This window comes from Bordetella genomosp. 9, assembly GCF_002261425.1.
GTDB lineage: Bacteria > Pseudomonadota > Gammaproteobacteria > Burkholderiales > Burkholderiaceae_B > Bordetella_C.
The window spans coordinates 731,798-752,709 of record NZ_NEVJ01000001.1 but is presented as its reverse complement, the minus strand read 5'-3'; the positions used below and the strand labels follow the sequence as shown (position 1 = coordinate 752,709).

General features: G+C 66.9%; 21 protein-coding genes. 11 read left to right on the top strand and 10 right to left on the bottom strand.

Annotated features, from left to right (window positions below):
• The first annotated feature begins 64 nt into the window (after positions 1–64).
• The 9 genes from gcvA to CAL26_RS03300 all read left to right on the top strand — a co-directional run bounded on the left by gcvA (position 65) and on the right by CAL26_RS03300 (position 8,352).
• Positions 65–955: a transcriptional regulator GcvA gene (gene gcvA, locus CAL26_RS03340; RefSeq protein WP_094845481.1), complete on the top strand. Its 891-nt coding sequence runs from the start codon at positions 65–67 to the stop codon at positions 953–955.
• Positions 956–1,127: 172 nt separating this feature from the next.
• Positions 1,128–2,849, top strand: coding sequence for an allophanate hydrolase (atzF, locus tag CAL26_RS03335; protein WP_094845480.1), 1,722 nt, complete (start codon positions 1,128–1,130; stop codon positions 2,847–2,849).
• Positions 2,850–2,904: 55 nt separating this feature from the next.
• Positions 2,905–3,921, top strand: coding sequence for an ABC transporter substrate-binding protein (locus CAL26_RS03330; RefSeq protein WP_094846002.1), 1,017 nt, complete (start codon positions 2,905–2,907; stop codon positions 3,919–3,921).
• A gap of 3 nt (positions 3,922–3,924) precedes the next feature.
• Positions 3,925–4,785 carry an ABC transporter permease gene (locus CAL26_RS03325; RefSeq protein WP_094845479.1) on the top strand — a complete coding sequence of 287 codons (861 nt, stop codon included), beginning with the start codon at positions 3,925–3,927 and terminating at the stop codon, positions 4,783–4,785.
• Positions 4,786–4,791: 6 nt separating this feature from the next.
• On the top strand, positions 4,792–5,613 hold the full coding sequence (locus CAL26_RS03320; protein WP_086063321.1) for an ABC transporter ATP-binding protein: 822 nt from the start codon (positions 4,792–4,794) through the stop codon (positions 5,611–5,613).
• Complete coding sequence (locus CAL26_RS03315; RefSeq protein ID WP_094845478.1) at positions 5,610–5,831, top strand: AtzG-like protein; 222 nt, start codon at positions 5,610–5,612, stop codon at positions 5,829–5,831. Before CAL26_RS03320 ends, CAL26_RS03315 begins: the two co-directional genes overlap by 4 nt.
• Entirely contained in the window at positions 5,828–7,249 is a 1,422-nt protein-coding gene (locus CAL26_RS03310) for an AtzE family amidohydrolase (protein WP_094845477.1), read from the top strand. Before CAL26_RS03315 ends, CAL26_RS03310 begins: the two co-directional genes overlap by 4 nt.
• On the top strand, positions 7,249–7,623 hold the full coding sequence (hpxZ, locus tag CAL26_RS03305) for an oxalurate catabolism protein HpxZ (RefSeq protein ID WP_094845476.1): 375 nt from the start codon (positions 7,249–7,251) through the stop codon (positions 7,621–7,623). Before CAL26_RS03310 ends, hpxZ begins: the two co-directional genes overlap by 1 nt.
• 9 nt (positions 7,624–7,632) lie before the next feature.
• A complete protein-coding gene (locus CAL26_RS03300; RefSeq protein WP_094845475.1) occupies positions 7,633–8,352 on the top strand; it encodes a GntR family transcriptional regulator in 720 nt (239 codons plus the stop codon).
• 52 nt (positions 8,353–8,404) lie between these two features.
• Here CAL26_RS03300 and CAL26_RS03295 read toward each other — a convergent pair whose 3' ends face one another.
• Entirely contained in the window at positions 8,405–9,448 is a 1,044-nt protein-coding gene (locus CAL26_RS03295) for a lysophospholipase (protein WP_094845474.1), read from the bottom strand.
• 195 nt (positions 9,449–9,643) lie between these two features.
• Between CAL26_RS03295 and CAL26_RS03290 the strand changes: the two genes are divergently transcribed.
• Positions 9,644–10,009, top strand: coding sequence for a nuclear transport factor 2 family protein (locus CAL26_RS03290; RefSeq protein ID WP_094845473.1), 366 nt, complete (start codon positions 9,644–9,646; stop codon positions 10,007–10,009).
• Here the strand turns inward: CAL26_RS03290 and CAL26_RS03285 are convergent.
• The 5 genes from CAL26_RS03285 to CAL26_RS03265 are packed head-to-tail and all read right to left on the bottom strand — an operon-like array spanning position 10,006 to position 15,141.
• Positions 10,006–11,148 carry a mandelate racemase/muconate lactonizing enzyme family protein gene (locus tag CAL26_RS03285; RefSeq protein ID WP_094845472.1) on the bottom strand — a complete coding sequence of 381 codons (1,143 nt, stop codon included), beginning with the start codon at positions 11,146–11,148 and terminating at the stop codon, positions 10,006–10,008. The two genes, CAL26_RS03290 and CAL26_RS03285, sit on opposite strands and share 4 nt — an antisense overlap.
• Before the next feature lie 6 nt (positions 11,149–11,154).
• Entirely contained in the window at positions 11,155–12,111 is a 957-nt protein-coding gene (locus CAL26_RS03280) for an NAD(P)-dependent oxidoreductase (protein ID WP_094845471.1), read from the bottom strand.
• Between the two features lie 4 nt (positions 12,112–12,115).
• Positions 12,116–13,009, bottom strand: coding sequence for a fumarylacetoacetate hydrolase family protein (locus tag CAL26_RS03275; RefSeq protein WP_094845470.1), 894 nt, complete (start codon positions 13,007–13,009; stop codon positions 12,116–12,118).
• 20 nt (positions 13,010–13,029) lie between these two features.
• Positions 13,030–13,998, bottom strand: a complete 969-nt coding sequence (locus CAL26_RS03270; RefSeq protein ID WP_094845469.1) for a Bug family tripartite tricarboxylate transporter substrate binding protein — start codon at positions 13,996–13,998, stop codon at positions 13,030–13,032.
• A 33-nt stretch (positions 13,999–14,031) separates the two neighbouring features.
• Positions 14,032–15,141 carry an enolase C-terminal domain-like protein gene (locus tag CAL26_RS03265; protein ID WP_086063313.1) on the bottom strand — a complete coding sequence of 370 codons (1,110 nt, stop codon included), beginning with the start codon at positions 15,139–15,141 and terminating at the stop codon, positions 14,032–14,034.
• 170 nt (positions 15,142–15,311) lie between these two features.
• Between CAL26_RS03265 and CAL26_RS03260 the strand changes: the two genes are divergently transcribed.
• Positions 15,312–16,073, top strand: a complete 762-nt coding sequence (locus CAL26_RS03260) for a GntR family transcriptional regulator (RefSeq protein WP_094845468.1) — start codon at positions 15,312–15,314, stop codon at positions 16,071–16,073.
• Positions 16,074–16,090: 17 nt separating this feature from the next.
• On the opposite strand, the gene CAL26_RS03255 is transcribed toward CAL26_RS03260, so the two are convergent.
• The 4 genes from CAL26_RS03255 to CAL26_RS03240 all read right to left on the bottom strand — a co-directional run bounded on the left by CAL26_RS03255 (position 16,091) and on the right by CAL26_RS03240 (position 20,643).
• Complete coding sequence (locus tag CAL26_RS03255) at positions 16,091–16,387, bottom strand: hypothetical protein (protein WP_094845467.1); 297 nt, start codon at positions 16,385–16,387, stop codon at positions 16,091–16,093.
• Between the two features lie 64 nt (positions 16,388–16,451).
• Positions 16,452–17,537, bottom strand: coding sequence for an ABC transporter ATP-binding protein (locus CAL26_RS03250; protein WP_094845466.1), 1,086 nt, complete (start codon positions 17,535–17,537; stop codon positions 16,452–16,454).
• The gene (locus CAL26_RS03245) at positions 17,534–19,285 is read right to left on the bottom strand and encodes an ABC transporter permease (RefSeq protein ID WP_094845465.1); all 1,752 of its coding nucleotides are present in this window, start codon (positions 19,283–19,285) and stop codon (positions 17,534–17,536) included. Before CAL26_RS03245 ends, CAL26_RS03250 begins: the two co-directional genes overlap by 4 nt.
• A 20-nt stretch (positions 19,286–19,305) precedes the next feature.
• Positions 19,306–20,643 (bottom strand): ABC transporter substrate-binding protein, encoded by a 1,338-nt coding sequence (locus CAL26_RS03240; RefSeq protein WP_094845464.1) that lies wholly within the window; start codon positions 20,641–20,643, stop codon positions 19,306–19,308.
• Between the last annotated feature and the right edge of the window lie 269 nt (positions 20,644–20,912).

The window sequence follows — 20,912 nt, the reverse complement described above, 5'->3', positions numbered from 1 at the left end:
TCTATCTTGTGGCGGGCCGGCAAACGATATAAATTCCCTGCTCACGTTAGTTTCTCTAACTCGAATGGCCAAGTCCCTGCCCCCGCTCCATGCCTTGCGTGTCTTCGAGGCCGCCGGCCGCCTGGGCAGCTTCAAGGCCGCCGCGGAGGAATTGCACGTGACGCAGGGCGCGGTCAGCCAGCAGATCCGGATGCTGGAAGGCTGGCTGCAGGCGGCCCTGTTCGAGCGGCACAACCGCCGCATCACGCTCACGCCCGCCGCCCAGGCTTACCTGGCGAAGATAGGTCCGCTGTTCCGGCAACTCGCCCAGGCGACGGCCGACTATGGCCTGCCGGAAGTCCTGCCCCGCACGCTGTCCGTGAATGCGTCCGCGACGTTCACCCTGCGCTGGCTGGTGCCCAGGCTGGCCGCCTTCCGCGCCGCGCATCCAGATGTGGACGTCAGGGTCGAGACGTCGAACGAGCCCGTCGAAAGCCTGCGTGACGGCTACGACGTCATCATCCGGGGCGGCCCGGATACCTTCTATGGTTACGTGATGCGGCCGTTCCTGGCCGAGGAAAGAGTGCCGGTATGCAGTCCGGCGCTGCTGCGCGCGCAGCCGCTGCGCGTGCCGCGCGACCTGCGCCGGCATACCCTGCTTCATACCTCCAGCCTGCCGCGCCTGTGGCCGGACTGGCTGGCGCGCGCGAAGCTCGCGGCATTGCAGCCGGCCGCGGCCCTGACCTTCGATCACTTCTACCTGACCCTGCAGGCGGCCGTCGATGGCGTGGGCGTCGCCATGGGGCCCATCGCGCTGGTGTCGGACGACCTCGCCGCCGGCCGACTGATCGCGCCCTTCGACGCGCCGCGGCTGCCCTCGCGCAGCTATTGCAGCTATATCCCGGAGGCCAGGGCCGAAGACGACCTTGTGCTGCGCTTTCGCGCTTGGCTGGAAGCCGAAGGCGCCGGCCGCTGACGCACCGTCGCTGTGCCACGCACGACCACGGTGCCTGCGCGCGCCGCGTTCCGGTGCATTTCAGTGGTCTGGCTGGCGTGGTGAACCGGCGCGCCATAGAGCGCAGGAAATTGGCACAAGCTTTGCTTTGATCTTGTACACAAGTTTGGATATCTCTTGAGACAAGGTCGCCATGCCAGCTCCTGAAACCGCCATTCCCGCCGCGCCCGGACCGGGGTCCGCGTCGCCCGATCACGCCTGGATCCGCCGGTTCGAGCCCGCCCAGGCCGGCGCCGCCGGGGGACCGTTGTCGGGCCTGCGCTTCGCCGTGAAGGACAACATCGACGTCGCGGGCCAGCCCACCACCGCCGCCTGCCCCGACTTCGCCTATACCCCGGCTGTCCATGCCGCCGTGGTCGAGCGGCTGCTGCGGGCCGGCGCCGCGCTGGCCGGCAAGACCAACCTGGACCAGTTCGCCTGCGGCCTGAACGGCACGCGCTCGCCCTATGGCGCGGTGCCCAATGCCTACGACCCGGCTTATGTCAGCGGCGGCTCCAGCTCCGGTTCGGCTTATGTGGTGGCCGCCGGTGAAATGGACTTCGCGCTCGGCACCGACACCGCGGGCTCCGGCCGGGTACCGGCGGGACTGAACAATATCGTGGGGCTCAAGCCCAGCCGCGGCCTGATCCCCGCCCATGGCGTATTCCCGGCGGCGCGCAGCGTGGATTGCGTATCCATCCTGGCGCGCACGGTGGCCACGGCGGTCCAGGTGCTGGAAGCGGCCGCCGGCCCCGATCCGCGCGATCCCTACTCCCGTGTGCTGGCGATGAAGACCACGCCGCTGCCGCCCCGGCCGCGCGTCGGCGTGCCGGCGCAACTGGAGTTCTTCGGCGACACCCTGTCCGAACAGGCCTGGCAGGACGCGATGCGGCAGGTCCAGGACCTGGGCGGCACCCTCGTTCCCATCGACTACGCGCCGCTGGCCGAGGCAGCCGCCATGCTGTACGACAGCGCCCTGGTGGCCGAACGCTACGAGGCGGTGCGGGAATTCTTCGACGCGCACGCGGACTCGGTCATCCAGCCGGTGCGCGACATCATCGCGGCGGGACGCGGCTACGACGCGGCCGACCTGTATCGCGCGCAGCATCGCCTGCAGGCGCTGGCCCGGCAGGCCGACGCGATGTGGGCGGACATCGACCTGCTCTGCGTGCCCACCGCGCCGACCCATTGCGCGATCGCCGCGATGCTGGCCGATCCGGTGGCCCGCAACCGCGAGCTGGGCTACTACACGAACTTCGTCAACCTGCTCGATTACGCGGCCCTGGCGATTCCCACCGGCCTGCGCACGGACGGCCTGCCCTTCGGCGTGACGCTGATCGGCCCCGCCGGCAGCGATTGGCAGCTGGCCGACGTGGGACAGCGCCTGCATCACGCCACCGGACTGCCGCAGGGCGCGACGGCCCTGCCCCTGCCGGCGCCGCAACCCATCGCCGCGTTGCAGCCCACGCCGGCCACGCATCTGCATATCGCCGTCGTCGGCGCGCATCTGACGGGCATGCCGCTGAACGGCCAATTGATCGAGCGCGGCGCCACCCTGGCCGAAACGACCCGGACCGCGCCCCACTATCGCCTCTACGCCCTGCGGGGCACGGTTCCGCCCAAGCCGGGCCTGCGCCGCGTGGCCGGCGAGGGCGTCGCCATCGACGTCGAAGTCTGGAACGTGCCCTTGCCGGCGGTGGGCAGCTTCCTGGCGCTGATTCCATCGCCACTGGGCCTGGGCAGCCTGGAACTGGCGGACGGCCGTTGGGTGCATGGCTTCATCTGCGAAGACCATGCCTACGGCGATGCCCAGGATGTCAGCGCCTACGGCGGCTGGCGCGCGTACGTGGCATCGCGCGCACAGCCGCCCGCCTGACGGCCGCCTCATGCCTTATTCCTTCAACGATCACGAACTCAACAAGGGGAATTCCATGCGCAACCCACACTCCAAGCCCGTCCTCGCAACGGTGGACGGCCACCGGCGCCGTCTGCTGCGTAGCGGCGCCGCGGTCGCCGGCATGCTGGCCATGCCGGCCATCGTGCGCGCGCAGTCGACACCCAGGATCCGCATCGGCTTCTGGCCCGTCGCGGCAGGCCTGCCGTTCTTCGCCGCGGTGGAGCAAGGCTATTTCAAGGCAGCCGGGCTGGATGTCGAGGCGCTGAAGTTCGCCGGCGCCCAGCAGGTGATGGAGGCGATGCTTTCGGGCCGCTGCGACGGCAGCGCCAATGGCACCGGGTCGGCCAACCTTGCCATCGGCGAGATCGCGCAGCCGGGCCTGTTCAAGATCTTCTGCACCAACCCCAGCAACGCCCGCAACGTGCTGGAAGAATTCCTGGTGGCGAAGGACAGCGGCATCAAATCGGCGGCCGAGTTCAAGGGCAAGAAGATCGCCTCGGGCCCGGGCATCCAGAACGTGACGCTGGCCAAGACCATGCTGGAGCGCGCGGGCGCCAGCGGCGCGACGGTCATCGAGCTGCCCATCGGCCAGCACGTCGCCGCCGTCGCGACGGGACAGGTGGACGGCTGCTACACGCTGGAACCCACCGGCACGGTGGGCCGCCTGAACGGCACCACGCGGGTGCTGGAAGCCGGCGTGGTCGCGCACTACATCCTGGGCGACCCTATGGCGCCCTGGCATGGCGGCGCCGCCAGCCTGACCACGGACTTCATCCAGAAGCACCCGGACATGGCGAAACAGTACATCGCGGCCTACCGGCGCGGCGTCGAGTTCGTGCGCAAGCAGCCCGCCGACGCGCGCCAGTACATGAAGGGCTATACCGCCATCGAAGGTCCGCTGACCAACGAAGTGCCCTTGGCGGCATACATGATGTACGACGAATTCCAAGCCAGCGACGTGCAGTACTTCCAGAAGTTCTATGACCTGTTCACCGAGAAAAACATCTTCTCGAAGAAGGTCGACGTAGCACCTTTGATCTACAAGGGGTAAGCGATGGACGAGGCTACTTCAACACCGGGCGCTTCCGCCGTGCCGGCCGCTTCCGTGGCGCCGGCGGCGACGTGGTCGCCTCCCGCGTCGGCCGACGCGGCGCCGCGCACGCCGCTGCGCGAACGCCTGCTGCCCTTCGTCGGGCCGATCGTGCTGTTCATCATCTGGGACCTGGTGGTGCGCGCCGGCCTCATCAAGCCCATCCTGCTGCCCAGTCCCGCCGATACGCTGGTGGCGCTGGCCACCGGACTGGCGGGCGGCCCGCTGCTGACGGATTTCCTGGTGACCGTCAGCCGCACCCTGCAAGCCTTCGTGATCGCCGCGGTGATCGGCATGCCCCTGGGCGTGCTGCTCGGCAGCAACGAGCGCGCCTACCGCACCGTCGAGTTCCTGGTCGACTTCTTCCGCTCCACACCGTCTTCCGCCCTGATCCCGCTGTTCCTGCTGATCTTCGGCGTGTCGGACATCAACAAGGTCGCGATCGCCGCCTTCGGCGCCTTCCTGATCGTGGTCTTCAACAGCGCCTACGGCGTGATCAATGCCCGCAAGCAGCGCGTGATGGCGGCGCGCGTCATGGGGGCATCGCGCTGGCGCATCTTCAAGGACGTGCTGATCTGGGAAAGCCTGCAGCCCAGCTTCGTCGGGCTGCGCTCCGCGGTGTCCATGGCCCTGGTCATCGTCATCGTGGCCGAGATGTTCATCGGCTCGGAAAACGGCCTGGGCCACGCCATCATCGACGCCCAGCAGGTGCTGAACGTCAAGACCATGTACGCGGCCATCCTGAGCGCGGGCGCGCTGGGCTACGTGCTGAACATCCTGTTCCTGCTGCTGGAACGCCGCGTGGTCCATTGGAGCGGAAGGTAGAACGCCATGAGCACCGTCCTGAACATACCCGCCTACGCCGACGTGCCGCCGCCGCGCTTCCAGCCCGGCCCGGCCGGCACGCACATCACCATCCGCGGCCTGACCAAGTATTTCGCCGGCTGGCCGCTGTACGAAAACTTCGACCTGGACATCCCCAAGAGCAAGATCGTCTCGGTGTTCGGCCCCAACGGCTGCGGCAAGAGCACGCTGATCAACATGATCGCCGGCCTGATCCCGGTGGATCGCGGGGAGATCCTGTTCGACGGCAAATCGCTGCGCGATACGCGCATCGGCTACGTCTTCCAGAACTACCGCGAGGCGCTCTTTCCCTGGATGCGCACCATCGACAACATCGCCTACCCCTTGCTGCTGGAAGGCAAGAGCAAGGCGGACGTCGATCGGCGCATGGAAGAACTGATCGAATCCTTCGACGTCAAGTTCGACCTGAAACGCTATCCCTACGAACTGTCGGGCGGGCAGCAACAGACGGCGTCCATCATGCGCGCGCTCGCGCCGCGGCCGGAGGTGCTGTTCCTGGACGAGCCGTTTTCCGCGCTGGACTTCGAGATGACGCTGTTCATCCGCGAAAAGCTGCAGGAAGTATTCATGCAGACCGGCACCACCATGCTGCTGGTGTCGCACGATCTGGAAGAGGCCGTCTACCTGGCCGACCAGATCCTGCTGCTGACCAAGCGGCCCACGCGGGTCGCGGAAATCCTCGATTACGCCGACGCCCGGCCGCGCACGGTGGAAACGCTGTCGCAGCCCAGCTTCGTCGCCGCCAAGAAAGAGAGCCTGGAAATATTTCAACGAGAGGTACGCCGATGACCCCGCCCACCCACCCCGAAGACACTGCGCTGGCCTATGTGCGGGCCAGCGCCGCGCTGCTGGACCTGCCGCTGGAGGCGGACCAGGCGGCCCGCGTGGCCGTCTACCTGGCGCGCACCGCGGATATGGCGCGCGTGCTGGAAGATGCCCCCTTGGACGTCGCCGACGAGCCGGTCGCCTTGTTCTGCCCGGCGCCGTTTCCGGAGGTGCAGCCATGACGGCCAAGCAGCCGCACGCCACGTCCGGCGGCATCGCCGGGCTGGAGGCCATCGCGCGCGGCGAGACCACGGCGCGCGCATGGCTGGAGCGCAGCCTGGCGCGTATCGATGCCACCGATGGCGTCGTCAACGCCTTCACCGCGCGCACGCTGGAGCGGGCGCGCGCCGACGCCGACCGCGTGGATGCCATGCGTGCCGCCGGCCAGGCCTTGCCGCCGCTGGCGGGGCTGCCCTACGCCGTCAAGAATCTGTTCGATATCGAAGGCGTCGTGACGCTGGCGGGCTCCAAGGTGAATCGCGGCCATCCCGCGGCCACCGCGGACGCCATACTCGTGCAACGCCTGCGCGCGGCCGGCGCGGTGCTGGTCGGCGCGCTGAACATGGACGAGTATGCCTACGGCTTCACCACCGAAAACACGCACTACGGTCCCACCCGCAATCCGCATGACCGGTCGCGCATCGCCGGCGGATCGTCGGGCGGTTCGGGCGCGGCCGTCGCCGCCGGGCAGGTGCCCGTGTCGCTCGGATCGGATACCAACGGGTCGATACGCGTACCGGCGTCGCTGTGCGGCGTCTGGGGGCTGAAGCCGACCTTCGGCCGGCTGTCGCGGCGCGGCACCTTCCCCTTCGTGCACAGCATCGACCACCTCGGCCCTTTCGCGGATTCCGCCGCCTTGCTGGCGCGCGTCTACGACGCCTTGCAGTATCCCGACAGCCAGGATCCCGGCTGCCATGCGCGGGCTGTCCAACCGGTGTCTCCGTCAGTGGGCTCGGGCACGCAAGGCCTGCGCATCGGCGTGCTGGGCGGCTACTTCGACACCCACGCGACGGCGCCCGCGCGCGCCGCGGTGGCCGCCGCCGCGTCGGTCCTGGGCGCGAGCCGCACGGTGGAATGGCCCGATGCGCAGATGGCGCGCATCGCGGCCTTCATCATCACGGCGTCAGAGGGCGGCAGCCTGCATCTGCCGGCGCTGCGCCGCCACGCGGCGGACTTCGAACCCCTGTCGGTGGACCGCTTCATCGCCGGCGCGCTGCAGCCCGCGCACTGGGTGGCGCGCGCGCACCGCTTCCGCCGCATGTACCGGGAACGCGTGCTGGCCTTGTTCCAGGATTGGGACCTCCTGCTGGCGCCGGCCACGCCGGTGGCCGCGCCGGAGATCGGCACCGAATGGCTGGACATCAACGGCGCGACGCATCCATGCCGTCCCGCCATGGGGCTGCTGACCCAGCCGATCTCGTTCGCGGGATGCCCCGTGGCGGTGGCGCCCATGTGGCCGGACGGCACACAAGGCATGCCGATCGGTGTACAACTCATCGCAGCGCCCTGGCGCGAGGACATCGCGCTGCGCGCCGCCGTGGCGCTCGAACAGGCCGGCGCCGCCGGCATCCGCCACCCGCATTTCGACGAAGGACTCTGATGGACATCAATCTGCCGGACGTGCTGGCCGAAGTACAGACGCAATTCGCCCGCTACGAGAAAGCCCTGACGGGCAACGACGTCGCGGTGCTGGACGAGCTGTTCTGGAACAGTCCGCACACCCTGCGCTACGGCGCGACTGAAAACCTGTATGGCTACGACGAGATCCGCGAGTTCCGCGCCGCGCGCCCGGCGCAAGGGCTGGATCGCGAGGTGCTGCGCACCGTCATCACCACGTATGGCCGGGATTTCGCGACCGCCAATATCGAGTTCCGCCGTGCGGGTTCATCGCGCGTCGGGCGCCAGAGCCAGACCTGGCTGCGCACGCCGGATGGCTGGCGCGTGGTGTCCGCCCATGTCAGCCTGATGGGCTGAACACGTCGCATGAATGTGAACAGTATCGACCACGCACCGTCCAAGGCGCCGCGCCTGACGCGCGCCGAGGACGTCTACCAGTTGCTCAAGCGGGATATCGCCGAGTTCCGGCTGGTGCCGGGCGACCGCTTCACGGAAGGCGAGATCAGCGACCGGCTCGGGGTGTCCCGCACGCCCGTGCGCCAGGCCTTGTTCCGCCTGCAGCAGGAAGGCTATGTGGAGGTATTGTTCCGCAGCGGCTGGCGCGTGCTGCCGTTCGACTTCGACCAGTTCGAACAGCTCTACGACCTGCGCCAGGTGCTCGAATCCGAAGCGGTCAGGCGGCTGTGCACCGGCGCGCCGCACATCGACAGGCAGTTGCTGGACGACCTGGCCGATATCTGGCTGGTCGCGCCCGAAGCGCGCAGCACCGACATGGCGCAGGTCGGGGTGTGGGACGAAGCCTTTCACTGCACGCTGGTGCAGGCCGCCGGCAACGCGGAAATCGCCCGCGTGCACCGCGAGGTCACCGACCGCATACGCATCATCCGCCGGCTGGATTTCACCAAGCGGCCGCGGGTCGACGCGACCTATGACGAACACGCGCGCATCCTGCGCGCCGTGCTGGCGCAACGCGCCGACGAAGCCTGCCGCCTGCTGTCGGCGCACATCGCCGCCAGCCAGGCGGAGGTGCGGAAGATCACGCTGCACGAGATCCACCTGGCGCGCCAGGCGCACGCGACGGGCTGAGCGCGAGGGACTCGACGCGGCGGGATCAGCGCGGCGCCGGCGTCGATGGCGGCTACCTGGCCTGTGCCGACAGCCACTTGAGGATATAGTCCGCCACCGCCAGGTTGTTCTTGTCCTGCATCATCATGTGCGAGTTGCCATGGATACCCACGCTGGGCAGCGTGACCAGTTTCGCCTTGCCGCCCGGCTGCTGGTTGATCCGGTCCACGACGGCCTGGCGGGCGCGCATCCTGACCGCGCCCGTGATCGCCTGGGCGTCCAGGTGATCGCCGAACAGTTCCAGGTCGGGAATGCCCTTGTAGGCGGCAACCTGGGCGTCGGTGGGCACGATGTACTGCGCGCCCTCGATGTTCACCACGGCGCGCACCAGCTTGGGCCGCAGGCCGACGAGTATGTCGGCGTAGGGGCCGGACAGGGAGTGGACCAGCACGATGGACGGCCCGATCCTGTCGAGCAGGGCGGCCAGCGCCGCGGGCGCGGTCTTGGCGCCGCCGCCGGTCAGCGTGGCTTCCGAATTGGGTACGCCCTGGGCGGCGAAGGCGTCGATGGCCGCGACCGGGAACTGCGTATCGGGGAACGGCGTGCCGAACTGGGGGCCGAAGCGGAAATTGGTCCAGGCGAATTCGCCGGTGGCGCTGAACAGCCCGGACGGCAGGATGGCGGGGTCCTTCTTTTCCTTGGCCTCGTTGATGGACGTCGCGTCGAAGCCCGCGCGGCCGCGGCCCGGCGTGTCCACCACATAGACCGGATAACCCTTGCGCGCGAAGTAGGTGGCCCAGCCTTCGCGGCCATCCGGCGTGGTCTCGTATTCGGCGCCGGTGAGCCCGCCGCCGGGTACCAGCACGATGGGCGTCTTACGGGCATGCTCGGGAATGACGTAGCTGACGTACATCTGGTCGACCGCGATCTTGCCGTTGGGCACCCGGCCAGCCGGGAAAGACCCCGGATACTGCGTCTCGATGATGCGGCCACCCACGAAGAAGCTGCCCATATCGGCAATCTGCAGGGGCCCGCCCATGCCCGCGGCGAACGCCGCGTTGACCGTGCACAGCGCCAAGGCGCAGGCGCCCACCAGCAGGGAAAATCGTCTGTTCATAGCGTCGTCTCGTTCGTTCTAATAATTGGAATCAGCGCCATCGCGATGCGGCGCGCGAAGGCGAGACGCGGGCACCGGACGCCGCGCGCAAAAAAGCGTACGCCAAGCAAGCTGACAACTTGCCGAAGCTGGTCGGGCGCCGGCGCCCTTGCGAGCAAAGTATGCTACGAATCCGACCACTTGCCGAAGCCGACTATGACAGAAGAATACGCCGCTGCCGTCGTTCAAAAACAATTGGACGCCTACAACGCCAAGGACCTGGAGGCTCTGATCCAGACCTATGCTCCAGATGCCGAACAGTATGCGCTGCACGGCGGCTTGCTGGCCAAAGGCCGTGATGCCATGCGCGAGCGGTTCGCCGCCCGCTTCGCCGAACCGGACCTGCATGCACGTTTACTGGCGCGCACGGTGATGGGAAACTTCGTCACGGACCTGGAGCTGGTCACGCGCAACTTCCCGGAGGGCGTCGGCAGCATGGAGATGCTTTGTATCTACGAGGTGGCCGACGGCATGATTCAACGCGCTTCATTCGCACTGGGCGAGCCGCGCCTACCCGCCTAGACGTAGCAGGGCCCTTCGATCAGCGGGTGGGCGGCGATGAAGGCGTCGTCCAGGCGCAGGCCTATGCCGACGCCGTCCAGCGCCTGGACGCAGCCGTCGGCGTCCAGGACATAGGGCGGACGGTCGGTCATGTCGTCGCGGAAAGGGTTGTAGGGGGTCAGGTCGGCTTCGAAGTAGCCGGGATTGTCGATCGCGCACAGAAAGCTGATCGACGTCGCCATGTTGATCGCGGTGGCGGACGTGTGCGGATTGATGCTCGTGCGGCGTGCGCCGGCCAGGGCGGCGATCTTCAGGGATTCGGTGATGCCGCCGGTCTTGGACAGATCCGGCTGCGCGAAGCCGATGGACTCGGACGCGAGCAGCGGATCGAACTCGAAGCGGGTGTAATGGTTTTCGCCCGCCGCCAGCGGCGTGCGGCCCAGGCGGGCGGCGCGGACGTACAAGGCCAGGTCGGCCGCGGGAAAAGGTTCTTCCAGCCAGCCGACGTTCAATTCGTCGTAGGCTGGCAACACCCGCCTGACGTCGTCCAGCGTGTAGCTGGTATTCGCGTCGACCAGGATATCGACATCGTCGCCCAGCGCCGCACGCACCGCCGCCACCCTGGCGATGTCGCGGGCGACCGTATCCCCGACACGCAGCTTGACCGCGCGATAGCCCTGCTCCACATAGCGCCTGGCTTCATCGGCCAGCGATTCGGGCGCCTGGTAACCCAGCGAGATGCCGCCGGCGTAGGCCTTGATCGAGCGGTTCCTGCCCCCGAGCAGCGTATGCAGCGGCAACTGCGTCACCTGGCACCGTATGTCCCACAGCGCCAGGTCCAGGCCGCTGAGCGCCAGGGCCGCCGCGGTGCCCATGCCATGGCTGCCGATCTGCATCTTGTGGACGCGCGCCCACACGCCGGACACGTCCATCGCGTCCATCCCCAGCACCAGTTCGCGCATCGTCGTATCGATCAGCCTGGCGATGGCGCCGGGGCAGCGTCCATGATGCGCTTCGCCCCAGCCCACCAGTCCGTCGTCGGTGTCCACGCGCACCAGCACCGCATCGCGCTTGACGCTGCGGCCTATGCCCAGCGTCACGGACTTGTCGGGAGGAACAGGTACGGAGATCGGATACGCGCGTATGTCTCGGATTTTCATGATCAGTCAGTCGTATATCTGCGGGTTCACCAGGTTGGCGTAACGTTCGCCACGCAAGAGGCGCAGCACTTCATCCACGGTGCCGCGGCTCATGCGCGTCATGCTGGACCGCGTGATGCCGGCGACGTGCGGCGTCAGCAGCAGGCGGGGCAGCGCCGTCGGATACAGGCCTTCCGGGATAGGCTGAACGTCATGCACGTCCAGCGCCGCGCCGCCCAGGCGGCCGTTCTGCAGGGCCTGCAGCAGGGCCGCGGTATCGACCACCGGTCCGCGCGACACATTGATCAACACCGCGTCCGGCTTCATCGCGGCCAGGGTCGCGGCATCCACCATGCCGCGCGTATCGGGCGTCAGCGGACAGGCCAGCACCACCACGTCCGCCCGCGCGAACAGATCCGCCTTGTTGGCCGGAGCCACGCCGGCGGGCAGGCTGTCAGGCCGCCGCGTCAGGCCGATCACCTTCATGCCCAGGGCAAGCGCGACCTTCGCCAGGGCGCTCCCTATCGTGCCCACGCCCACGATGCCCAGCGTGCGCTCGTGCAGTTCCAGGGTACGGTCGGCCTGCGCGCGCCTGTCGTTCCAGTCGGAAGGACCGCGTAACGCCAGCGCCTGCATATTCCGGTACAGGTGGAACATCGCGTTCACGCAATACTCCACCACCGACGCGGTATTCGAACCCGGCATATTGGCCACGGGAATCTTCAGCGCATCGGCCTGCCGCATCGGGATCAGGTCGACGCCGACACCGTGGCGCACGACGCCCTTCAGCCGCGTCTGGTGGTCGAAGATATCCTCGGGCAGCCTGGAGCGAACCACCAGCACGTCGGCGTCCGCGATCAGTCCGCGCAGGGTGTCGGCACGCGCGTCCGGCGCGACCACCACCCGGGCATGCCGCGCCAGGCGCGCATGTTCGTCCGCCTGGATGGCGTCGGTCAACAGGACGACGGGCAGGTCCGCAGCCATAGTTCTACAACTCCACGACAGGATTGCTGAGTTCGCCCAGGCCGTCGATGCGTATTGTCAGGCGCTGGCCGTGCCGCAGCCACGCGGGCGGCACGTGGTTGGCGGCCACCCCGGCAGGCGTGCCGGTGGCGATGATGTCGCCCGGATCGAGCGGCATCCGCTCCGATGCATACTCGACCAGCCGGTCGATGCGGAACAGCATGCGCGACGTGCTGGACGATTGCAGCGAGACGCCGTCGACCTCCAGTTCGACGGACAGATCGTGCGGATCGGCCACGTCGTCGGCCGACACGATCCACGGCCCCAGCGGCCCCGTGGTCGGCTGGCTCTTGCCGCGCACGAAACCGCAATCCTCGCGCACCATATTGCTGTAGCTGACGTCGTTGAAGATGGCGTACCCGCATACATGCGCGTGGGCGGCGTCGCGGTCGGCCTTCAGGGCCGGCTTGCCGATGATGGCCGCCAGTTCCGCTTCGTAGGTCACCTGGTTGCCCGGCGCCAGCCTGACGGGCGCATCCGGCCCCACCACCGTCCGGCGCGACTTGACGAAGATGATGGGTTCTTCGGGCACCGGCCGATTGCCGACCGCCAGCGCGTCCAGGTAATTGAAGGCGGCGCCGACGATCTTCCCGGGATTCGGCAAGGGCGCCAGCAGCCGCACGTCCGCCAGCGGCAGCAGGCATGCCGGCGCCGGCGACAGCGGCTTCAGCGCCAGCGACAAGTCGACCAGGCCATGCTCTATCCAGGCCATCATGGACGGCTCCAACGCGCGCAGCGGCGGCGGGCGGTCCGGATGCGCCCCGTCGATCAGGGCCGCCGACCGGCCGCCGGCGGCACCGGAATCAAGCAGTACGCCGGCCCGTGCGCGGCCTTGGTGCTCGAAGGTAATGAAGCGCATGACGATCAGCTCCGGTTCGTTCAGTCGGCGGACGCGCCGGAGGTCTGCACCAGGTCTTTCCACAGGACCGCTTCGCGATCCAGGAAGGCCTTGAACTCAGCGGGCGTGCTGCCCACCGCTTCCGACCCCTGGTTCTCGATGGCCTTGCGCATTTCCGGGCTGCGGGTGACTTCGACGATATGCCTGGCCAGGACCTCCACGACCGCCGGCGGCGTCTTGGCCGGCACGAACACCGCGTTCCAGGTGGCGATATCGAAGCCGGGCAGCGTGTTGGCGATGGGCGGCACGTCGGGGACCTGGGGCGCCGCCTTGGCGGTCGTGATGCCCAGCGCCTTGACCTTGCCGGCGCGGATGAAGGTGAGCGCGTCGATCAAAGGCGCGAACATGATCTGGATATTGCCGCCGATCAGGTCGGACATGGCCGGCGCCGCGCCCTTGTAGGGCACGTGGGTCATTTCCACCTTGGCCATCTTTGCGAACATCACGCCGCCCAGGTGCTGCGACGTGCCCGGACCGCCGGAACCGTAGTTCAACTGGCCCGGCTTCTGCTTGGCCAGCTTGATCAGTCCGGCGACGTCGTCGACCGGCAGGCTGTTGTTGGCGACCAGCACCAGCGGCGTATTGGCGATCTGCGATACGGCCGTGAAGTCCTTCATGATGTCGAAGGGCAGCTTCTTGAACAGCGTGATGTTGGCGATCGACGTGCTGGTCCCCATGAACAGGGTGTAGCCGTCCGGAGCGGACCGCGCCACGTAGTCGCCGGCGATGTTGCCGCTGGCGCCCGGCTTGTTTTCCACCACCACGGGCTGGCCCATGGCCTTGGTCAGGCCCTGCGCCAGGATGCGCGCCACGATATCGGTGCTGCCGCCCGCGGAGAACGGCACCACGATGTTGATATTGTGGTCGGGGTACGCCGCTCCCGCGCTCGTCGCGCAGAGCGTCAGTGCGGTAGTCAGTCCTGCCAGGATGCTTCTTATCGAATTTTTCATGTCTTCCTCCTGTTTCCTCTTGGCGATGGACGCCTATGACAGGACCGCGACCTGTTTCCGTTTGATCAGGTCAAAGTCGATTTCCGCGCCCAGGCCGGGCTCGGTGGGCGCATACACGTAGCCGTCGGCATCCGCATGGATGTCCTTCGCCAGTCCGTACTTCTGCGCGCCGTCCGGCAGCAGCACTTCGAAGAATTCGGTGTTCTTCAATGCCATGATGACGTGCAGGCCCGCCACGTTGTTCAGCGAGTTTCCGCCATGGTGGACTTCGTAGTTCATGCGGAAGGACTCGGCCAGATGGGCGGTCTTCATCATGGTGGTGATACCGCCCTTGAGCGCGACGTCGCCGCGCAGGAAGTCCGTGGCCTGCTGCAGCACCCAGGGCGCATACGAATCCAGGCCGGCGGCCGGGAATTCCGTCGCCATGAGCGGAATGTGCAGCTGCTGCTTCAGCTTCACGTAGTTGTAGACGTCGGCATCGTGCAGGGGATCTTCGTACCAGTAGTAGTTCAGGTCCTGCAGCGCGCGGCCGACGCGGACGGCTTCCGGATACTGGTAGCTCCACGCGGCGTCCAGCATGACCAGGTAATCGTCACCCACCGCCTTGCGCACGGCTTCGCACACCTTGATGTCTTCCTGCCAGGGGTGCGGCGGATGGATCTTGTAGGCGGCCCAGTTCAGCGACTTGTAGTGCTGCGCCTCTTCGGCGTAGGCCTCGGCGCTGTCCAGGATCATCGAGCTGGCATAGGCCTTGACGCGGTCGCGGAAAGAACCCAGCAGGCGATGGATGGGCATGCCCGCCGCCTTGCCGCAGATGTCCCACAGCGCGACGTCGCAGGCGCCGATCGTACGCACGGTGGTCGTGCGGGAACGACGCCATAGCGCCTGGTTCAGGCGTTCGCGGTCCAGCGGGTTCTGCCCCACCAGGATGGGCTTCAGGTACTTGATCAGGTTGGGGCCGTCCAGGTCCGCGCCGTAGTAGGCCGAGCCCAGGAAGGCGTGGCCGGTGATGCCTTCGTCGGTTTCGATCTTCAGCAGCCCGATTTTGCTGGAGCCGGCGAACTTGCCGGTGTGGGCGGCGTAGCTGGTGGGGGGAATGTCGTCCCAGGCGAACAGGGTGAGGCTGACGTCGATTATTTTCATAGGAAGTCCGTCCATGGTGGAAAATGCAAGTGCTATAGTCCTATACAGGACTAAGTGTCTTGCAAATCATGGACCCTGTCAACGGTTTCGCGGGCGCAGAAGGTCGGGACGCCGGGAGGCGGGAGCATGGCGCGCCACTGCCCGCATTTGCTTGGAGATAAACTGTCGCGATGCCGAAGAACACGCCCCGCACCTTGCCCCGGATCAAGCTCGCCGGCCCCGATGGCCTTCCGAAATATCTGCAGTTCAAGAACGCCCTGGCGCAGGAAATCGCCGCGGGCAGCTGGGAAGCCGGCGATCAGTTGCCGGCCGAAGACGTGCTGGTGGAAGCCGCCGGCCTGAGCCTGGGCACCGTGCAGCGTGCGTTGCGGATGCTGGTCGACGAAGGAATCCTCGTCAGGCGGCACGGTTCGGGCACCTACGTCGCCAAGCGCAGGTATCCGATGAGCGGGCCGTTCCAGCATTTCAGGTTCATCGACGATACGGGTGAAGGCATCCTGCCCATCTACACCCGCGTCCTGAAGCGCTACACGGTCAATGAAGACGGCCCGTGGGGCGACCTGCTGCAAAGCGAAAAGGTAGTCTGCATCGACCGCGAGTTTTCGATCAACAACGAATTCTCGCTCTATGTGCAGATCTATTTCTGTGGCGTGCGCTTTCCGGAGCTGGTCACGATAGAGGCGGCCAAGCTGAACGACGTCAGTTTCAAGGACCTGCTCTCGCGCAGGTACGGCCAACCGACGGCGTCCTACACCGAGCGCATGAGCGTCAGCAAACTCCCGGGCTTCGTGGTGCAAGCCTTGAAGCTGCCGCGCAATACGGTGGGCGTGCGGCTGGACATCGTGGCGGCCGACCAGAGCGGCCAGGCCATCTACTTCCAGCACGCCTATGTGCCGCCCAACGAGCGGCAGCTATTGATGCAGGATCACTGAGGCGAACGAGCGCGGGATCACTGACGCGAGCGGCGCAGCGCGATCAGCTCGCGCGCTTCTTCCTCGGAATCGACGCCCAGCCGCACCAGCATATCCAGCTCGTCGACGCCCTGGGATTTCGCGTAGTCGGCGATCTCCTGCTCGATCTCGGCTTCGTAAAGCTCCATGCGCCGCTCGCTTGCCGCGCCCGCCTTCTCCGTCGCCCTGGCGTCCGCGTTGCGCGCCAGCTCGGGCTCCGCCGCCAGCAAACGCTCGCGTCCCTTCGCCATCGCGATATCCAGGCGCTTATCCGCCGCCAACCGGTTTTCAGACATGTTCGACTCCTGAGAAGCTGGGTGATGTGACGCCATGGTAATCCGGGTTTTGCCCGCCCGCCGCTCAGGCGGCCAGCAGGCGGATCTGGCCGGGCTCGACGCCCACAGCGACCGGGGCACCGGGCTGGAAGATGGAGAGCCCGGCCAGATGCGCCCGGTCGGCGGTGATCGTCCGCTCACCGACCTGTACCTGGTAGCGCGTGAACTCGCCCTGGAACTCGCTGCCCCGCACCACGCCGGCCAGCCAGAGATAACGCGTGTCGGTGTTGCCGCCGGCCATATCGATCCGCACCACGTGCGGCCGGAAGCTGGCCGCCAGCCGGGCGCCGGCGGGCACCTCGCCCTGCACGGGCATGTGCAGATCGCCCACGCCATCGACCGCCAGGGTGACGCTGCGGCTGCTGCGTTCCTTGACGGTGCCCTCCAGCACATTCATGGTGCCGACGAAGTTGGCGACGAAGCCGTTGACCGGGAAATCGAACAGCGTGTGCGGCGCGCCGATCTGTTGCAGCACGCCATGATCGAGCACCGCCATGCGGTCGGCGGTGGTCATGGCTTCTTCCTGGTCGTGCGTGACGAAGATCGTGGTGATGCCCAGCCGGCGCTGCAGCGCCAGCAGTTCGCGCCGCATCTGCACCCGCAGCTTCTTGTCCAGGTTGGACAGCGGTTCGTCCAGCAGCAGGACCGCCGGTTCGATGACGATGGTGCGCGCGAGTGCGACGCGCTGCTGCTGGCCGCCGGACAGCTCGTTCGGGCGGCGGCCGGCGTACTGGGACAGGCCCACCAGCGCCAGCGCGGCCTCGGTGCGTTCGCGCACCTCGGCGCGCGGCAGGTGGCGCTCGACCAGGCCGAAGGCGACGTTATCGCGCACCGTCATGTGCGGCCACAGGGCGTAGTTCTGGAACACCATGCCGATGTTGCGGCGCCAGGGCGGCACGCCGGTCACGTCCTGCCCGTCGACCAGCAACTGCCCGCGCGCATGCTGGTTGAAACCCGCGATCAGCCGCAGCAGGGTGGACTTGCCCGATCCGGACGGCCCCAGCAGCGCGAAGAACTCGCCGGGCTCGATGTGCAGGTTCAAATCCTTCAGGACTTCGGTCTTGCCGTAGGAAAGGCAGATGCCGCGGCATTCCACGCTGACTTTCTTCATGTCGTCTCCAGCCGGCGCGTGGCCGATGCGTTCTGGGGGTCCAGTCCCAGCGATTCGTCCATGCGGGCGGGGGCACGCCGCGCGCCGGTGCGGGCCACCAGCAGATGGCTGACATAGGTGCCGATCGCCACGGCGACCACCGCCAATACGCCCAGCGCGGCGCCAGGGCCGCGCCCGGACGCGCTTTGCATGTACAGATAGATGCCGTAGCTCATCGGCGCCTGGCTTTCCTTGGTGACCAGCATGATGGTGGCCGACAGCTCCACCGCCGCGGTGATGAAGCTGGTCACGAACCCGGCCAGCATGCCGCCCGCCATCAACGGAACGACGACCCTGCGCAGCGTGCGCCAGCGGTTGGCCCCCAGGGACTGGGCGGCTTCTTCCAGCGATACGTTGATCTGCTGCAGCGCCGCCACGCAGGACCGCAGCGCATACGGCAGGCGCCGCACCGAATAGGCGATCATGATGACCACCCACGACGACGTCAACGTCGTCGCCATGAAGGGCAGCTCGATGCCGCGGAAGGTGCGCAACAGGCCGATCGCCAGCACGATGCCCGGCACCGCCAGCGCGGCCGATGCCATCCAGTCCAGCCATTGCCTGGCGGGCAGGCGCGTGCGCAGCAGCAGATAGGCGATCGCGGTCCCCAGCACGACATCGACACCCGCCGCCAGGCCGCAGTAGAGCAGCGTGTTGGCGATCATGCCGCCGGAGTCCTGGAATACGGTGGCATAGTGCGCCAGCGTATAGCCGTCCGGCAGCGGCGCGAAGCTCCACACGCTGGCGAAGGACAGCAGCAGCACCCCGATGTGCGGCGACAGGACCAGCAGCAGCACGAGGATGATCCAGCCATAGGCCAGCACGGCTTCGCCGCGGCGCAGCCGGCGCTTCTGGATGCCGGTGCCGCCTTTCTGCAGCGTGGAATAGTCCCTGCCCTTGAGCACCCGCGCCGACAGCCACAGCGAGGCGATCGAAAAGGCGATGATGATGACGCTGATCACATAGCCCAAGGGGTCTTCCAGGCCGACCTGCGTGATGCGCAGATAGGCTTGCGGCGCCAGCATGTTGGTGGTGCCCAGGACCAGCGGGGTGCCCAGGTCGTCGAATACCTTGACGAAGACCAGCGATGCACCCGCGACGTAGCCCGGCAGGGCCAGCGGGAAGATCACCCTGCGGAACAACCTGAACCCGCGCGCGCCCAGGTTGAAGGCGGCCTCCTCCATCGCGCCGTCGATGTTGCGCAGCGCGACGACCAGATTCATCAGGATGAACGGGAAGTAGTGCAGCGCCTCGACGAAAATGACGCTGTTGAGTCCTTCCATCAGCGGCAGATTGATGTCGAACCAGTCGCCCAGCAACAGATTGACGCTGCCGGAACGGCCGAAGATCAGTTGCATGGCCACCGCGCCGACGAAGGGCGGCATGATGAGCGGCAGGATGCCCAGCGTCTGGATCAGCAGCGCGCCGCGGAACTGGAAGCGCACCGTGAAGTACGCCAGGGGCACGGCCAGCAGGGTCGCGATCAAGGTCGCCCATACCGCGACGTACAGGCTGTTGTAGAAAGCCTCCCGCATCAGCGGCTGATTGAAGAACGCCAGGAAATGGCCGCCGGTGAAACTGCCATCCGAGTTGACGAAGGCGGCATGGAAGACCGTCGCCACGGGCACGATCAGGAAGGCGGCCAAAAAAGCGATGACGCAGGCCGCCGTCACCGCCGGGCCCTTGCTCGACGCGAAGTTGATGGACACGGGATGCTCCGGAAAAGCCGCTACTGCGACGCCGCCTGCTGCGCGAGCTTGACCGCCTCGTCATAGTTGGCGCGCGCCTTGCCGTTCCACTCGCCTTCCAGTTGGGTGATCTTCTGGTTGACGGCGCTGTCGCGCTTGTCGCCGGCGAAGAGCTTCAGGAATTGCCCGTCGCCGCTCTGTTGCGCCGTCACCAGCGGCGACCAGGCAAGCTTGCGTGCCTGCGCCAGCAGTTCCGCCGCCTTGCCGGCCTTGGCCTTGTCGCCCAGCTTGCGCTCGGCGTCATAAATCGCCTTGGTCGCCTGCTGCAATTCCTTCAGGCGGAAGGTGATGGTCTGGTCGAACAGCGACTGCACCAGGTAATACCGCTGCTGTGACAGGTCCACGTCGAAATGCACCGTGCTGCGCTTGGCGAGTTCCAGGGGATCGGGATAGCCGGCGGGAATCTTGCCCTTGAGCTCGCTGTAGGGAACGACAGGCAGGCGCGATATCTTGGGCTCCAGCAGCACCTCCTGGCCGGCCGTACCGAGGGCGAACTTGATGAATTCCTTCGCTTCAGCCGTATTCCTGGCGCCCGCGATCAGCGCGATGTTGGCCGGCACGATGGCCGTCTCCGTCGGGTAGACGAAATCGACGGGGAACTTGGAGAACTTGCTGGACAGGCCGAAAAAGTCGATCACCGGACCCGCGCCGAACTGGCCGTTGTTGACGCCATCGGGCACGCCGAACGACCGCTCGGTCACGGCGCTGCTGTTGCCGGCCATGCGCAACATGGTGTTCCAGCCCTTGTCCCAGCCTTCGCCCTGCAGGATCGTTTCCACCGTCAGGTGCATGGTGCCGGAGCGCGACGGCGACGTGATGCCCACGTGCCCCAGCCATTCGGGCGCCAGCAGATCGGTCCATTGCCTGGGGGGCGCCAATTTGTGCGCCTTGATGTAGCGCGTGTTGTACATGATGCCGTAACCGGCCAGCGCCTGCCCGTAGTACATCCCGCCCGGGTCGTTGATGGGGAAGCTGCCGATCTTGTCGGGCACCTTGGGGTTGGTCACGTCCTTCGCGGGTTCCAGCAGCTTGTCGCGATTGAGGACTTCGAAGGCGTCCGGCGCGCTGGCCCAGAACACGTCGGGCCGCTGGCCCACGGGAGTCTCCCGCACATAGGCGAGGCCCGCGACGGTGTTCTTGTTGAGGAACTCCAGCGTGATGCCGGGATGGGCCTTCTCGAACGCCGTCTTGTAGGCCTGGGTCAGGTCCTTCGGAAAGGAAGTGATGACGGTGACGGTCCCGGCGCAGGCAGCGCCCCCGGCGAGCGGAAGCGCGAGCGCCAGCCCCGCCGCCAGCGCACATTGACGGAATTTCGGCATCTTTGTCTCCTCTTCATTTGTTATAGCCGGGACCGTAAACCGCCACCGGACGGGCTGTCCAATCAAAAATTCTGATATGCCCCATCGAACGGCCGCGAATGCGGGGTGCAGGCGTTTAAAGCGGGTTGACCAATCAATAAGGTATCGGCTGTCGCAAAGACTACCCTATGTGATCGGAGGCCTGAATGATCCACGAGCAAAGGTTCGCGAGACCGCACAGGAGCGTAATTGGTGTCACGCGATACGGATCGAGGACCCCGCCGGTCCGT

Bases quoted from the DNA above. Each gene is read 5' to 3' on its own strand.
- gcvA (WP_094845481.1), top strand. From the start codon at position 65: ATGGCCAAGTCCCTGCCCCCGCTCCATGCCTTGCGTGTCTTCGAGGCC.
- atzF (WP_094845480.1), top strand. From the start codon at position 1,128: ATGCCAGCTCCTGAAACCGCCATTCCCGCCGCGCCCGGACCGGGGTCC.
- CAL26_RS03330 (WP_094846002.1), top strand. From the start codon at position 2,905: ATGCGCAACCCACACTCCAAGCCCGTCCTCGCAACGGTGGACGGCCAC.
- CAL26_RS03325 (WP_094845479.1), top strand. From the start codon at position 3,925: ATGGACGAGGCTACTTCAACACCGGGCGCTTCCGCCGTGCCGGCCGCT.
- CAL26_RS03320 (WP_086063321.1), top strand. From the start codon at position 4,792: ATGAGCACCGTCCTGAACATACCCGCCTACGCCGACGTGCCGCCGCCG.
- CAL26_RS03315 (WP_094845478.1), top strand. From the start codon at position 5,610: ATGACCCCGCCCACCCACCCCGAAGACACTGCGCTGGCCTATGTGCGG.
- CAL26_RS03310 (WP_094845477.1), top strand. From the start codon at position 5,828: ATGACGGCCAAGCAGCCGCACGCCACGTCCGGCGGCATCGCCGGGCTG.
- hpxZ (WP_094845476.1), top strand. From the start codon at position 7,249: ATGGACATCAATCTGCCGGACGTGCTGGCCGAAGTACAGACGCAATTC.
- CAL26_RS03300 (WP_094845475.1), top strand. From the start codon at position 7,633: ATGAATGTGAACAGTATCGACCACGCACCGTCCAAGGCGCCGCGCCTG.
- CAL26_RS03295 (WP_094845474.1), bottom strand. From the start codon at position 9,448: ATGAACAGACGATTTTCCCTGCTGGTGGGCGCCTGCGCCTTGGCGCTG.
- CAL26_RS03290 (WP_094845473.1), top strand. From the start codon at position 9,644: ATGACAGAAGAATACGCCGCTGCCGTCGTTCAAAAACAATTGGACGCC.
- CAL26_RS03285 (WP_094845472.1), bottom strand. From the start codon at position 11,148: ATGAAAATCCGAGACATACGCGCGTATCCGATCTCCGTACCTGTTCCT.
- CAL26_RS03280 (WP_094845471.1), bottom strand. From the start codon at position 12,111: ATGGCTGCGGACCTGCCCGTCGTCCTGTTGACCGACGCCATCCAGGCG.
- CAL26_RS03275 (WP_094845470.1), bottom strand. From the start codon at position 13,009: ATGCGCTTCATTACCTTCGAGCACCAAGGCCGCGCACGGGCCGGCGTA.
- CAL26_RS03270 (WP_094845469.1), bottom strand. From the start codon at position 13,998: ATGAAAAATTCGATAAGAAGCATCCTGGCAGGACTGACTACCGCACTG.
- CAL26_RS03265 (WP_086063313.1), bottom strand. From the start codon at position 15,141: ATGAAAATAATCGACGTCAGCCTCACCCTGTTCGCCTGGGACGACATT.
- CAL26_RS03260 (WP_094845468.1), top strand. From the start codon at position 15,312: ATGCCGAAGAACACGCCCCGCACCTTGCCCCGGATCAAGCTCGCCGGC.
- CAL26_RS03255 (WP_094845467.1), bottom strand. From the start codon at position 16,387: ATGTCTGAAAACCGGTTGGCGGCGGATAAGCGCCTGGATATCGCGATG.
- CAL26_RS03250 (WP_094845466.1), bottom strand. From the start codon at position 17,537: ATGAAGAAAGTCAGCGTGGAATGCCGCGGCATCTGCCTTTCCTACGGC.
- CAL26_RS03240 (WP_094845464.1), bottom strand. From the start codon at position 20,643: ATGCCGAAATTCCGTCAATGTGCGCTGGCGGCGGGGCTGGCGCTCGCG.